Annotated in this window: 15 protein-coding genes and 1 tRNA gene; 10 read left to right on the top strand and 6 right to left on the bottom strand. The window is 62.5% G+C overall.

Going from position 1 to position 13,135, the window contains the following annotated elements:
* The first annotated feature begins 76 nt into the window (after positions 1-76).
* Together K3179_RS09755 and K3179_RS09750 are read left to right on the top strand one after the other, a co-directional pair.
* Positions 77-649, top strand: coding sequence for a helix-turn-helix transcriptional regulator (locus K3179_RS09755; protein ID WP_221564486.1), 573 nt, complete (start codon positions 77-79; stop codon positions 647-649).
* Entirely contained in the window at positions 646-1,842 is a 1,197-nt protein-coding gene (locus K3179_RS09750; RefSeq protein ID WP_221564484.1) for a glycosyltransferase, read from the top strand. The genes K3179_RS09755 and K3179_RS09750 overlap by 4 nt, the downstream gene beginning before the upstream one ends.
* On the opposite strand, the gene secF is transcribed toward K3179_RS09750, so the two are convergent.
* Genes secF through yajC form a run of 3 tightly spaced genes read right to left on the bottom strand, consistent with a single transcriptional unit; the run spans position 1,839 to position 4,771 of the window.
* On the bottom strand, positions 1,839-2,816 hold the full coding sequence (secF, locus tag K3179_RS09745) for a protein translocase subunit SecF (protein ID WP_221564482.1): 978 nt from the start codon (positions 2,814-2,816) through the stop codon (positions 1,839-1,841). The genes K3179_RS09750 and secF overlap by 4 nt on opposite strands.
* An 11-nt stretch (positions 2,817-2,827) precedes the next feature.
* Positions 2,828-4,420, bottom strand: coding sequence for a protein translocase subunit SecD (gene secD, locus K3179_RS09740; protein ID WP_221564480.1), 1,593 nt, complete (start codon positions 4,418-4,420; stop codon positions 2,828-2,830).
* A 24-nt stretch (positions 4,421-4,444) separates the two neighbouring features.
* The gene (gene yajC / locus K3179_RS09735; RefSeq protein WP_090481285.1) at positions 4,445-4,771 is read right to left on the bottom strand and encodes a preprotein translocase subunit YajC; all 327 of its coding nucleotides are present in this window, start codon (positions 4,769-4,771) and stop codon (positions 4,445-4,447) included.
* 199 nt (positions 4,772-4,970) lie between these two features.
* Between yajC and K3179_RS09730 the strand changes: the two genes are divergently transcribed.
* Positions 4,971-5,047: transfer RNA gene (locus K3179_RS09730), tRNA-Pro, on the top strand.
* 44 nt (positions 5,048-5,091) lie between these two features.
* On the opposite strand, the gene K3179_RS09725 is transcribed toward K3179_RS09730, so the two are convergent.
* Positions 5,092-5,499, bottom strand: a complete 408-nt coding sequence (locus K3179_RS09725; RefSeq protein WP_221564478.1) for a hypothetical protein — start codon at positions 5,497-5,499, stop codon at positions 5,092-5,094.
* A gap of 138 nt (positions 5,500-5,637) precedes the next feature.
* On the opposite strand from K3179_RS09725, the gene K3179_RS09720 reads away from it, so the two are divergent.
* From K3179_RS09720 to K3179_RS09700, 5 genes are all read left to right on the top strand, one after another.
* Entirely contained in the window at positions 5,638-6,051 is a 414-nt protein-coding gene (locus tag K3179_RS09720) for a holin family protein (protein ID WP_221564476.1), read from the top strand.
* Positions 6,052-6,150: 99 nt separating this feature from the next.
* The gene (locus tag K3179_RS09715) at positions 6,151-6,585 is read left to right on the top strand and encodes a type II 3-dehydroquinate dehydratase (RefSeq protein WP_221564474.1); all 435 of its coding nucleotides are present in this window, start codon (positions 6,151-6,153) and stop codon (positions 6,583-6,585) included.
* 76 nt (positions 6,586-6,661) lie between these two features.
* Entirely contained in the window at positions 6,662-7,150 is a 489-nt protein-coding gene (gene accB / locus K3179_RS09710; protein WP_221564472.1) for an acetyl-CoA carboxylase biotin carboxyl carrier protein, read from the top strand.
* A gap of 8 nt (positions 7,151-7,158) precedes the next feature.
* Complete coding sequence (accC, locus tag K3179_RS09705) at positions 7,159-8,508, top strand: acetyl-CoA carboxylase biotin carboxylase subunit (RefSeq protein ID WP_221564469.1); 1,350 nt, start codon at positions 7,159-7,161, stop codon at positions 8,506-8,508.
* Between the two features lie 173 nt (positions 8,509-8,681).
* Positions 8,682-9,170, top strand: a complete 489-nt coding sequence (locus tag K3179_RS09700) for a phytanoyl-CoA dioxygenase family protein (protein WP_345722604.1) — start codon at positions 8,682-8,684, stop codon at positions 9,168-9,170.
* Between the two features lie 32 nt (positions 9,171-9,202).
* On the opposite strand, the gene K3179_RS09695 is transcribed toward K3179_RS09700, so the two are convergent.
* Positions 9,203-9,622 carry a GFA family protein gene (locus K3179_RS09695; RefSeq protein ID WP_345722602.1) on the bottom strand — a complete coding sequence of 140 codons (420 nt, stop codon included), beginning with the start codon at positions 9,620-9,622 and terminating at the stop codon, positions 9,203-9,205.
* A 4-nt stretch (positions 9,623-9,626) separates the two neighbouring features.
* A complete protein-coding gene (locus tag K3179_RS09690; RefSeq protein ID WP_100259294.1) occupies positions 9,627-10,091 on the bottom strand; it encodes an Lrp/AsnC family transcriptional regulator in 465 nt (154 codons plus the stop codon).
* 221 nt (positions 10,092-10,312) lie between these two features.
* On the opposite strand from K3179_RS09690, the gene K3179_RS09685 reads away from it, so the two are divergent.
* Both K3179_RS09685 and K3179_RS09680 read left to right on the top strand, forming a co-directional pair.
* Positions 10,313-12,076 carry a sensor histidine kinase gene (locus K3179_RS09685; protein ID WP_221564467.1) on the top strand — a complete coding sequence of 588 codons (1,764 nt, stop codon included), beginning with the start codon at positions 10,313-10,315 and terminating at the stop codon, positions 12,074-12,076.
* A 124-nt stretch (positions 12,077-12,200) separates the two neighbouring features.
* A complete protein-coding gene (locus K3179_RS09680; protein ID WP_247712927.1) occupies positions 12,201-13,124 on the top strand; it encodes a polysaccharide deacetylase family protein in 924 nt (307 codons plus the stop codon).
* The last annotated feature ends 11 nt before the right edge of the window (positions 13,125-13,135 follow it).

Below are 13,135 nucleotides of genomic sequence, written 5' to 3'. Positions count from 1 at the left end.
CTAAAGTATACAATTGCCCATATTATCGGTTAGTGTAGGAAAGTAGAAAAACCAATTCGGTTATTGGAGAGGGCGCTTGATCAACCGTATCCGCGACATTCGCAAGGAGAAGGGCTGGACGCTGGCCGACTTGGCGGAGGCGTGCGACCCGCCGACGACGCCGCAGACGGTCGGACGGCTCGAGACCGGAATGCGTAACCTGTCGCTGAAATGGATGGAGCGGATCGCCGCCGCACTGGGCGTCGAGCCGGAAGTGCTCGTCCGCTCCGAAAAAGCCGCCCACCCTCAAGTGGTCGCCACGCTGGGCAAGGATGGAGCGGAAGCACTCGACAGGACGCGCGACGCGCTTCTCGCCACCGATCTTGGGGCCGAAGGTGCGCTGGTGGTGCTCACCATCGACTATCCGCATGGCGAATACCGTCCCGGCGACCAGCTCTGGCTGCGTCAGATCGATCCGGAAGATGCCGGGCGCGCAGTCAACCGCGACGTTCTCGTCCCGCGCAAGGCCGGGCGTTTTGCCTTTGGTCGCTTGATCGATCGGCAAGGCAGCCTCGTGGGGATCCTTCCGCCCGGTCACGGGGAGAAACAGCAGGTGGTCGACGGCCCGCCCTGGATCGGGGTGGCCGAAATGCTGGTCCGCCGGCTGTGACCTCTCCCCAACCGCGGCGGGCACTGGTCCTGTCGACATTGTGGCCCAATGCTTCGGCGCCTAGGTTCGGGACCTTCGTCGCGCGCTCGATCGAGGCGCTAGCCCGGCATACCGACTGGCAGCCCGTCGTGATCAACCCTATCGGACTGCCTCCCCTTGCTCTGGGCCGATACCGCGAGGCGAAGCAGGCTGCGGTCGACGGCGAGGAAAACGGTATCGCGATACACCGACCGACGTTTCGCCTGCTTCCGAAAATCGGCGGCAGGCTCAATCCTCGCCTCATCGCCAAGGCAGTGATGCCCCTCGCGAGGCGGCTTCATGAGGAAAAGCCGTTCGATCTGGTCGATGCGCAGTTCTTCTATCCCGATGGTCCGGCAGCGGCGCGTATCGCGGCCGAATTCGACTTGCCGCTGTCGATCAAGGCACGCGGGGCCGACATCCACTATTGGGGCGGACGCAACTATGGCGCTCACGCTCTGACATCCGCGGCCAGTCAGGCAAGAGGACTGCTCAGCGTATCCGAAGCATTGGCGGACGACATGGCGGCGCTGGGCATGGACCGCTCGAAGATCCTCATCCATCGTACCGGGCTGGACCGCGACCGCTTCCGGCCGCTCGGACACACACAATTGCGCAACCGGCTCGGTAGCGAACTGGGCATTGAAATCGGCGCACGCGACCAGCTGATCGCTACGGTGGGTGCGCTCATCGAACGCAAGGGACAGGCGCTCGTCATCAAGGCCATCGCCGACCTGCCCGACGCCCGTCTCGTGGTCGTCGGCAAGGGTGAGGACGAGGCGAGCCTGCGCGCCCTGGTCCGCTCTGAAGGTGTCGCCGACCGCGTCCACTTCCTCGGCAGCCTTGATCACGACCTGCTGCCCCTCGTCCTGTCAGCTGCCGACGTGATGGCCCTGCCGTCTGCCAGCGAGGGTCTCGCCAATGCATGGATCGAGGCGCTGGCCTGCGGCACGCCCGTCGTCATTACCGACGCTGGCGGCGCGCGCGAGGTCGTGAACACGCCCGCGGCCGGGGTCATCGTTGCCCGTCGAACCGATGCAGTGCGCGAGGGGATCAGGCTGGTTTTGCAAAACAGGCGGCCACCCCTGGAGGTAGCCGCCTGTGTCGACGCTTATAGCTGGGAAGCGAACGGAAAGGCGCTGGGCGCCCATTACGATCGCCTGATCGCAGGTTAGACTTCTCCGCGCGCAACGCGCTCCTGCTTGTCCGCGACCGTTTCTTCCGGGACGAAGCTGTCCGAATTGACGCCCATCCAGATGAGTAGCGGCGAGGCCATGTAGACCGAGCTGTACGTACCCACGAAGAGACCCAGTGTGATGCCCGCAGTCAGTCCGAACAGGCTTGCCGGACCGATCAGCAACAGCGGCAGCAGTGCCACCAGCAGGGTCAGCGAGGTCATCACCGTACGCGCCAGTGTCTCGTTCACCGACAGGTCGAGAAGTTCGGGCACGGGCATCTTGCGATATTTCTTCAAATTCTCCCGGATGCGGTCGTAGACGACGATCGTATCGTTCAGCGAATAGCCGATGATGGCCAAGATCGCCGCGATGATCTGGAGGCTGAATTCCAGCTGGAACAGCGCGAACATGCCCAGTGTCAGGCTGACGTCGTGGAACAGCGCGAACAGCGCGCCGACCCCGAATTGCCATTCGAAGCGGATCCAGATGTAGAGCGCGACCGCCAGCATGGCGGCGACCAGTGCGAGGACCGCATCCTCGCGGAATTCGCCCGACACCTTGCCGGATACGTTGTCGTTCCCGTCCAGGCGGAAATCGGGGTAATTGCCCTGCAGTTCATCGACCACCGCATTGGCCGCAGCTTGCGCAGCATCCTTGTCGGCAGCGATCTCGTCGGGCAGGCGCACGCGGATGGAGACCTGGTTGTCCTCGCCGAAGCGCTGGACGACCGGCGACCCGTAGCCGAGCGCCTCCACATCGTCGCGCAGCTGCGCCACCGGTGCCTCGCTACGTTCGGTGAAGGTTGCACGTACCTCCAGGCCACCGGCGAAGTCGACGCCGTAGTTGAGGCCCTTGGTCGCCACGAGCGCCCAGCTTGCCGCGATCAGCAGGATGCTGACCACGAAGAAGGGCACGCGCCACTTGAGGAACTTGATGTTGGTGTCGTCGGGGACGAGCTTGAGAAGTTTCATCGTCCGTTTCCTCAAAGATTGATGTCGGATGGGCGCGCCTTGCGCAGCCATCCGGCGACCCACATGCGGGTCAGCGGCAGGGCGGTAAAGACGCTGGTGAACAGGCCGACGACGAGGACCACGGCAAAGCCCTTGATCGGTCCGGAGCCGAAGCTGAACAGCAGGACGCCTGCGATAAAGTTGGTGATGTTCGCGTCATAAATGGCGCGGCTGGCTTCCTTGTAGCCGTTCTCCACCGCCGCGATCACGCGTCTCCCCCGTTTCCGCTCTTCGCGAATGCGCTCGTTGATCAGCACGTTGGCGTCGACGGCCGCACCGATCGTCAGGACGAAGCCTGCGATGCCCGGCAGGGTCAGCGTCATGTTGAGCGCCGCCATGATACCGAGCAGCATCAGCACGTTGATGACCAGTGCCACCGTCGCATAGATGCCGAAGCGGCCGTAGCTCGCGATCATCAAGCCCATGACCAGCAGCGTGCCGATCACGATGGCGATCATGCCCTGCTTGATCGAATCGGCGCCGAGGTCGGGCCCCACCGTGCGCTCTTCGACCACGCTGAGGTCCACCGGAAGCGCGCCGGAGCGCAGCTGGATCGCGAGGTTGTTCGCAGTTTCGACCGTGAAGCCGCCGGAAATCTGCGACTGGCCGTTCTGGATCGGATCGCGCATGACCGGAGCGGAGATCACCTCGTCATCAAGGATGATGGCGAACTGGCGACCCGTGTATTGCGTGGTCATCCGCGCAAAGCGGCGCCCGCCGTCGGGGTTGAATGTGATCGAGACGACCGGCTCGTTGGTCTGCGGATCGAAATTCTGCTGTGCGCCGGTAAGCGTCTCGCCGTCGATCCCGCCGATGCGCTGGACGACGACCCCGTTGGGGAAGCCTTCGCCTTCGGCATAGGGATAGACTTCGCCGCCCGCCACGAAACCACGCGCCACTTCTTCGGCACTGGCCTGGCGTTCGACGAGTTTGAATTCCAGCTTGGCGGTCTTGCCGAGCAGTTCCTTGAGCTGTTCGGGATCCTGCAAGCCGGGAACCTGCACCACGATGCGGGTGTCGCCCTGGCGCAGGATCGTCGGCTCGCGCGTGCCGAGGCCGTCGATACGGATGCCGACGGTGCGCAGCGCGCCTTCCATCGCGGCATCGACCGCATTGTCGAGGCCCGCTGCGGTCTGCGTCAGCACAAAGCGCTGCCCGTCGACGACCTGGAGGTCCCATTCGCGGACCGGGCCGGTGCCGTTCATCAGGTCTTCGAGTTCAGCCCGGGCACGATCGACATCGGCGACGTCGTCGAGCAGGAAACTGAGCTGGCCGTCCGCGGTGGACACGTCGCCGATGCGAATGCGCGGCTCTGCGCGGCGCATGGCGTTGCGAACGCTTTCTTCCATGTCTTCGAGCCGCATCGAAGCCACTTCGTCCCGCTCTGCTTCGAGCAGGATGTGGCTACCGCCGGCAAGGTCGAGACCGAGGTTTACGACCGGATCGGGAAGCTGTTCGGGCCAGTCGAGATTGGCGAGCGAGAACAGGGAAGGCAGCGACAGGAGCATGCCGATGACGGCGATGCCCCACAGGAACGCTTTCCTCCAGGTTGGAAAATCGAGCATGTCTGCTGTTTGCCTCTTGCCGGATCAGTCGTTGGCGGGCTTGGCGGTGGTGCCCGAGAGCACTTCGCCAATGGTGTTGCGCACGGCGCGGACCTTCATGCCCTTCGACAGTTCGACTTCGACGAACTGGTCTTCGACCTTGGTGATCTTGCCGACGAGGCCGCCTGCCGTCACCACTTCGTCACCGCGCTTCAAACCGGCGATCTTTTCCTGGTGCGCTTTCTGCTGGCGCATCTGCGGGCGGATCATCAGGAACCAGAAGATGGCGAAGATCGCGACCCACGGAAGAATCTGCAGCCAGACCGGCGGCTGGGCTGCGGCGGAGCCGGCGGCGGCGAGAAGGTCGATCATGAAGGAAAAGCCTGTATCCGTTGATGCTGTTGTTCGTGCGAGATGGGACCGGTTGCGGAGCAATCAAGCTTCCGGCCGAAAGCCCCCTCGCCAAGAGCGCGCGCAGTTAGCAGGAACGCGATTGCAGGGCAATGAATTGCGGCAGCTTGGCGCTTGCCATGCACAGAACTCCCCCCTATAGGGCCGCCTCCACTGGTATCGGGACGTGGCGCAGTCTGGTAGCGCACTATACTGGGGGTGTAGGGGTCGCTGGTTCGAATCCAGTCGTCCCGACCAGTGGGTTACACCGGAAAATTGGATTTTTGTGGATTCGGCCGGGATCAGCCCGGGCTGATTGCGCGGTCGCCGCTGAGTGCTGCGATCAGGCCGGTCGCATAGAAAGCGACCAGCACGCCGACGATTGCCTTGGGCGATTTCCCGGCCTCGGCGATTCCCGCACCGCAGCCAGCATCATCGACCCAGTCGAGCCAGTCTTGCCAGGAATAGAGCTCGTCATCGTCGACGTCGCGGTAGGTCTTGCCGACATAGCGCCAGTCTTCCGGCGCATTGCCGTCTTCCAGCCATTGCGCATATTCCGGCTCGATCCGATCGCAATCCCACAGTTCGGGAATGTCGAGCGCGCCTTCCGCGGTCGAGGGGATCGGCTCGACCGGTTGCGCGACGGCACCGCCGGCGACCAGCGCCAGCACACCTGCAGTTGCCGCAATATTCGAAATGACCCGTTTCATCCGATGCTCCGCATCTCTTTCGACAGCGACTGCTCTAACCCACTTGCCCTTGCGACACAATCAAACCCGCCCGGCTGAGCCGATCCGTTTCCTACATGTTCCAAATTGGTTATCCAATTGCTTTTGGAGGAACCAATTATGGCAATCATCGAATCGCTTATCGGCCCTATCGCCTCGATCATCGACAAGATCATCCCGGACAAGGAAGCGCGCGCCAAGGCAAAGCTCGAACTTTTGGCGCTGGAAGGGACACACGAACTCAAATCCATCGAAGCCCGCCTTGCCGCCATCGTCGCCGAGGCCAATTCCAGTGACCCATGGACCAGCCGCGCCCGTCCCAGCTTCCTCTATGTGATGTATGCGATGATCCTGTTCGCGCTGCCGATGGGCATACTTGCGGCCTTCCTTCCGGAGACTGCCGGGGACATCGGCGATGGCATCACGCGCTACCTGCGCGGGCTTCCGGACGAGCTCTACGCCCTCTTCGGCACCGGCTACCTCGGCTACACGGCTGCGCGCCAGTGGGGGAAGGCAAAAGGAATGGAGAAATAATTCTCCCAGGACCGTGTTCCACATGTTCCACTCTGTCGGAGGCGTGCGGGGGCAATCAAACTATGTCCCTGCGCGCCCGGCTGGGCTAGGAGACGCGGCATGAGCAGCCTCGTCTACGTCCTCAACGGCCCGAACCTGAACCTTCTCGGCACGCGCGAGCCGGAGATCTACGGCTCCGACACGCTTGCCGATATCGAGACCGCGTTGCACGAACAGGCGAAGGGTCTCGGTCTCTCAATCGACTTTCGCCAGACGAACCACGAAGGGCAGCTGGTTGACTGGCTTCACGAGGCGAATAGCGCAGGCGCAAGGGCCGTCCTGCTCAACGCAGCAGCCTATACCCACACTTCTGTCGCCCTGCTCGATGCGTGCCGAGCCATCACGGTTCCGGTCATCGAAGTGCACCTGTCCGACCCCTCGAAACGCGAGGAATTCCGCCATGTTTCCTATGTCGGGATGGCAGCTGTGGATTGCGTCCAGGGCCTCGGCGCACGCAGCTATGCCGTAGCGTTGGACAAGGCCGCCTCCTTGTAACGCAATCGTCACGCCCCCTTGTCTTGCACGCCGAGCCAGAGCATAGGCGCGTGCAACAGTTAACGAGGGACCATTCATGGCCGAACGCAAAGGTAGCGCCGGAAAATCCGGTATGAACGTCGACACTTCGCTGGTTCGCGAGCTGGCTGAAATGCTGGGCGATACGGGCCTCACCGAGATCGAGGTCGAGGATGGCGATCGCAAGATCCGCGTATCGCGTGGCGGCGCCGTGGCCATGGCCGCCCCTGCCCCGATGGCAGCAGCGCCTGCACCCGCTGCCGCTCCGGCACCGGCTCCCGGTAACGACCCGTCCCCGGCTGACGCTGACGTCGCCGGTGCGCTCAAGTCGCCCATGGTCGGCACCGTCTACCTCGCTCCCGAACCGGGCGCAGCCGACTTCGTGAAAGTCGGGGACAGCGTGAAGGAAGGCCAGACCCTCCTGATCGTCGAAGCGATGAAGGTCATGAACCCGATCGCCGCCGACAAGTCTGGCACGGTCAAGGCGATCCTCGTCGAGAACGCCCAGCCCGTCGAATTCGACCAGCCGCTCGTCGTCGTCGGCTGAGGCAGGTCATGACAATTTCGCGTATCCTTATCGCCAATCGCGGCGAAATCGCGCTCCGCATCCATCGCGCCGCGCACGAGATGGGCATAGAGACGGTCGCGGTGCATTCCACCGCCGACGCCGACGCCATGCACGTGCGCCTGGCAGACCATGCGGTCTGCATCGGCCCGCCGAGCGCGACCGACAGCTATCTCAACATCGCCAACATCATCTCGGCCGCCGAAATCGCGCAGGCCGATGCGATCCATCCCGGCTACGGCTTCCTGTCGGAAAACGCCAAGTTCGCCGAGATCGTCGAAGCGCACGACATCAAGTGGATCGGCCCCAAGCCCGAACACATCCGTACGATGGGCGACAAGGTCGAAGCCAAGCGCACCGCAGGCAAGCTCGGCCTCCCGCTGGTGCCCGGCAGCGACGGCGCTGTTTCCGAGATCGAGGAAGCGCGCAAGATCGCCGACGAGATCGGCTATCCCGTCATCATCAAGGCCGCCAGCGGCGGCGGCGGGCGCGGGATGAAGGTTTGCGAAAGCGAAGACCAGCTCGAAACGCTGATGCAGCAGGCCGGGAGCGAGGCGAAGGCCGCCTTTGGCGATGCAACCGTCTATATCGAGAAATACCTGGGCAATCCGCGCCACATCGAATTCCAGGTCTTCGGCGACGGCGAAGGCAATGCCATTCACCTTGGTGAGCGCGATTGCTCGCTCCAGCGCCGCCACCAGAAAGTGCTCGAAGAAGCGCCCTCCCCCGTCATCTCGGACGAAGACCGCATGCGCATGGGCGAGGTCTGCTCCAAGGCGATGCGCGACATGGGCTATCGCGGCGCGGGCACGATCGAGTTCCTGTGGGAAAACGGCGAGTTCTACTTCATCGAGATGAACACCCGCCTGCAGGTCGAACATCCCGTCACCGAAGCGATCACCGGCGTCGACCTCGTGCGCGAACAGATCCGGATCGCCGCCGGTCACCCGCTTTCGGTCAAGCAGGAAGAACTCGAGTTCAAGGGCCACGCGATCGAGTGCCGCATCAACGCGGAAGATCCGTTCACCTTCGCGCCCAGCCCCGGCAAGGTCACTTATTACCACCCGGCTGGCGGCATGCACGTACGCGTCGATAGCGGGCTTTATGCCGGCTATTCGATCCCGCCCTATTACGACAGCATGATCGCCAAGCTGATCGTCTACGGCCGTAACCGCGAAGGCTGCATGATGCGCCTCAAGCGCGCTCTGGAGGAAATGGTGGTTGAGGGCGTGAAGACCTCCATCCCGCTCCACCAGGCCCTGCTGGAGCAGGAGGATGTCCAGACGGGCAACTACTCGATCAAGTGGCTCGAGGACTGGCTCAAGGAGCGCGAGGTCTGAGCGAACTCAGCCTTTCGCGAGACGGTGCTGAATTGCTGGCAGGCGTCGCTCGGCCGTTCCTAAACAGATTTGAAGGCTTCTTTTCCTGTGAAGGTCGAGAGGCCGGTCGGCGCTTGAGGAATCTGGGCGACGCCGCTCCCTTGCTCTCGCGCACTGGACCAATCGGCTGCGCCGTGGAGCGACGTATTGGTCCTGCTGCCAGGCCTGTCAGGGCAATTGCCTTCGACAAGTCTTCAACGATGAATTGGTCCCTTGCCTGGCATCAGGACCGGACAATCTGCGTGAAAGAACGGATTGACACCCCAGGGTACCGCGCTTGGAACAGGAAAAACGGTGCGATCCATGTGGAGCCGCCATTCAATCTGCTCGAACGGATGATGACGATCCGTATTCACATCGACAACGTCGGCAATGACAACGCGCCGTTGAAAATCGCGCTTGGATCGCACCGGATGGGACGCGTGCCCGAGGATTCTGTCGAAGATAGAGTTTCGGAATGCGAACAATTCTGCTGTCTGGCTCAAGCTGGCGATGTATGGCTCTACTCGACACCTATCCTCCATGCTTCAGACCGGTCGCTTGAAGTCGGTAGGAGGCGAGTGCTTCAGCTTGACTATTCAGTTGACGAACTACCCGATCTGCTCCGCTTTAATATGGACTGAGCGCCGCAATCGTTACAAACGCTGATCGAAGGCTAGTTGAAACTGAACCCCGCCGCCTTCGCTTTCGCGATGATCTCTTCGCCGGTCATCTTACGATGTTCGCCTTCTATGCAGGTCCAGCTGGCTGCCTCGTCGACGAAAATCTCTTTCTCGACCTTTGCGCCACTCGCGCTGTCGAATAGGCCGGCCGAAAAGCTGCAGTTGCCGGTGGGGAGAAATTTGAACCACAGGTTCGATCCGCAGGTCCTGCAGAAGGCGCGTTCGGCCCATTCGCTCGAGCGGTAAACGACGACGCTCTCCTTGCCGTGGACCGTGAATTGCTTGCTTTCCAGCGCGCTGTAGAACGCCCCGCCCCAGCGACGGCACATGGTGCACTGGCATATCTCGATCTCGCCCGAAGCGTCCGCGACCTCGATGCGGACTGCCTTGCAGAGGCAATGACCCTCGACCACGCAGTCAGCCGAGCGGGACGCCGGGTTCGCTCTTCGAAGTACGAATGGTCAGCGAGGTCTTCACGCTGGCCACATTGGGCGCAGGCGTCAGCTTGCTGGTCAGGAATTCCTGGAAGCTCTGCAAATCCTTGCTGACGATCTTGATGATGAAATCGATCTCGCCGTTCAGCATGTGGACTTCGCGCACTTCGGGCAGGTCCAGCATCGCCGCTTCGAATTCGCGCAGCGCATCTTCGGCCTGGCTTTTCAGGCTGACCATGGCGAAAACCGTGATCGAGAAGCCCAGCTTCGACGGGTCGAGTTCGGCGTGATAGCCACGAATGACCCCGTCCTCTTCCAGCGCGCGAACGCGGCGCAGGCAAGGCGGTGCGGTCAGGCCGACGCGATGCGCCAGCTCGACGTTGGTGATTCTGCCTTCGTCCTGCAGTTCCGAAAGCAGGCGACGATCGATTTCGTCGAGATTGGCCATGCGAGTCCTCGATAATTTGATGCGCCATAAGGACGCTGCGCACTTAAGAAATGTTGAAAAGGCGCAACCATCATATTGGCTAACATTATTATCTTTGCCAGCAATCGTCCCGCTTTGCAACGTGTCGGAAACATCTCGTTCATCACGTTTGTTGGAGCGATAGAAGGGACGCGCGCGTAATGGTTACCCGCCTGCAAACCACCTAAGCTTCCGGAGCTTCGATGCATTTTGACGACCGCCTTGCTACTGTGCTGCGCAATCGCGCGGGCGGGGAGCGTGCGGCCAAAACGCAGTTCCGGCAGCTGATCGACCTGCTCGGCGAACGTCCGCAAGCAGGCGACAAGGCCCTGAAAGCAGCAGCTTACCTGCGACTGATTGCACTAGGCGAGATGATTTCAGTCGCCGACCGGGCAGCGATCGTGGGCGAAAACGGCTGGCGTTTCCGCAATCCGGAACTGGTGAAATGGTTCGGCGAGGCACACCCCCATATTGCGGCGGCGGCCCTATACCGGGCGAATCTTACGGGCAAGGAATGGGAAGAAATCATCCCGCGCCTGCCGATCCGTGCGCGCGGTTTCCTGCGCCACCGACGCGATCTTCCCGCTGCGGCGGAGCGCGTTCTCGATGCCCTCGGCGTCTCGGACCGCGCCCTTCCGCAGCCCGTACTCGAGCAATTGGGCGAAGATCTCCCGATCGCCCCGCCTCCGGTCGGGGCACCCCAAGACACTCCGGAAGAGATTCTTGAAGAGCCTGCTCCTCTGTCGCTCGGCACGCTCGAAACACCCGAAGTTCCTGCCGAGGAAAAGCCAGAACCAGAGGGGCGGCCGATCGAGCCCGGAAAGGAAGGCATTCGCGCGCTCGTCGACCGGATCGAGGCCTTCCAGAAGGTGCGCAGCGAAAGGGTACTGGACGAAGACAATCCGCGCCTTCCGCTGGGCGAGAAGGACGCAGCACCGCACGCGAGGCCGCTCGACCAGTTCGTGTTCGGCAGCGACACCGACGGACGGATAGACTGGGCCGAGAGCGGTATCGCGCCGATGGTGGTGGGGATCGATCTTGCCGGAGCTGCGGCCAATCCGGATCACGCCGGCCGCGTACTGAGGATGCGGCAACCCCTATCCGGGCTTGCCGTGCATTTGCGCGGCGCGGGGCGGATCGAGGGTGACTGGATCGTCGACGCAACCCCGCGCTTCACGCGTTCGGAAGGGCGCTTCTACGGCTACGTAGGCCGCTTCCGCCGTGCGGTCTCTCAGGTCGAGGACCGGCGCGAGGCGGAGGCCGACCGCCTGCGCCAGCTACTTCACGAGCTGCGTACACCGGTCAACGCGATGCAGGGCTATGCCGAGATCATCCAGCAGCAGGTTATCGGGCCGGTCCCGCATGAATACCGCGCCATCGCCGCGACCATCGCAGGCGATGCCGCCCATATCCTCGCCGGGTTCGAGGAACTGGACCGGCTAGCCAAGCTCGAAACCGGATCGCTGGAGCTGGAGGCGGGCGATGCCGATTTCGCAGCTATTGCGCGCAAGCAAGTCGCGCAGTTGCAGCCCGTGCTCAGCCCGCGCGTCGCACGGTTCGATACCGATCTTGGCGAAGGTCGCGCCCCCATCGCGCTATCCGCTGCGGAAGCGGAGCGGCTGGCTTGGCGGTTGCTTGCGACAATTGCGGGTACGCTTTCCGCGGGCGAGACGGTTGCGATCAAGATGGAAACAGGCGGCGAACAGGTGGAGTTCGCCCTCAGCCTGCCCTCTGGCCTGAAGTCTGCGGAAGACGTGTTTTCGGTCGAAACCCGTGCCAACGCAGGCGCGTTAAGCGCTGGGATCTTCGGCGCCGGTTTTTCCCTGCGTCTTGCACGCGCCGAAGCTCGCGCTGCGGGCGGCGAACTGGCGAGGGTGGAAGACGCGCTGGTTCTCAGCCTACCGCTCTTGACCGGGGTGGAGAGCCTGCCTAGCCCTGAAGGGCAACCGGATAACGCGACCGGGTAAAAGCGGGTAACGGCCCCCTCGACCAGATAAGCTTGGGGAAGCAGATTTGTCCGAACGCAGCCTTCTCGATCCTCCGCCCCCAACATTAAGGGCACGGTTCAAACCGGGGTTCGGTCGGCGCGCGTTGCTGACAATCGATACCGAAGAAGAGTTCGACTGGAATAAACCGCTTTCGCCGACCGGGCACAGGGTCGACCACCTGATGCGGATCGAGAAGTTCCAGGAATTCTGCGAGGGCATCGGCGTCATCCCAGTCTATCTCGTCGATTGGCCAGTGGTCTCTTCGGACCAGGCGAGGGAGATCTTTCCTCCGCTGGTTACCAGCGGGCGCGCCGAACTCGGGGTTCAGCTCCATCCATGGGTCAATCCACCACAGCGCGAAACGGTGACGGCGCACAACAGTTTTGCGGGCAATTTGCCGGCTGACCTCGAGCAGGAGAAATTCGACAATCTCGTCGATGCGATCGAGCAGAAGCTCGGCGTCTCGCCCCTCATCTATCGTGCCGGGCGGTATGGCGTCGGTGCCAATACCGCCGCGATCCTGAAGCAACGCGGCATCGCCATCGACACGTCTGTCAGGCCCCATCACGATTATTCGGGAGAAGGCGGGCCGGATTTCTCGCGCCATCCAAATTATCCCTACTGGAGCGACGAACAGCGCAGCCTGCTCGAGATTCCGCTCACGACTTGCTATTGGGGAATGCTGCGCAGGCAGGGAGCCGCGCTGCAGCCGCTCGTCCGGAAATTTCCGGGTCTCGGAGGCGCGCTTGCGCGTACAGCTATGCTTGAACGCATCCCCCTCACCCCCGAAGGCACGACCAGGGAAGAAGCGATCCGGTGTATCGATATCGCGCTCGACGATGGCCTCGAACTGCTTGTCCTGAGCCTGCACAGTCCTTCCCTCGTGCCGGGGCATACGCCCTATGTGCGCGACGAAGATGATGTCGACGCGCTATACGACTGGCTGCGTGCGGTTTATGGCTATTTCGAGCTGCGCGGGGTGAAACCGACCAGCGTCGGTGAAATCATGCACCAGGTTGAGGTTTGAGCGCTTGCGCT

This window comes from Qipengyuania intermedia (assembly GCF_019711615.1).
In the GTDB taxonomy this organism is placed as follows: domain Bacteria; phylum Pseudomonadota; class Alphaproteobacteria; order Sphingomonadales; family Sphingomonadaceae; genus Qipengyuania; species Qipengyuania intermedia.
Note: the sequence above shows the minus strand (reverse complement) of the source record. Positions and strands in the feature narration are given on the sequence as shown.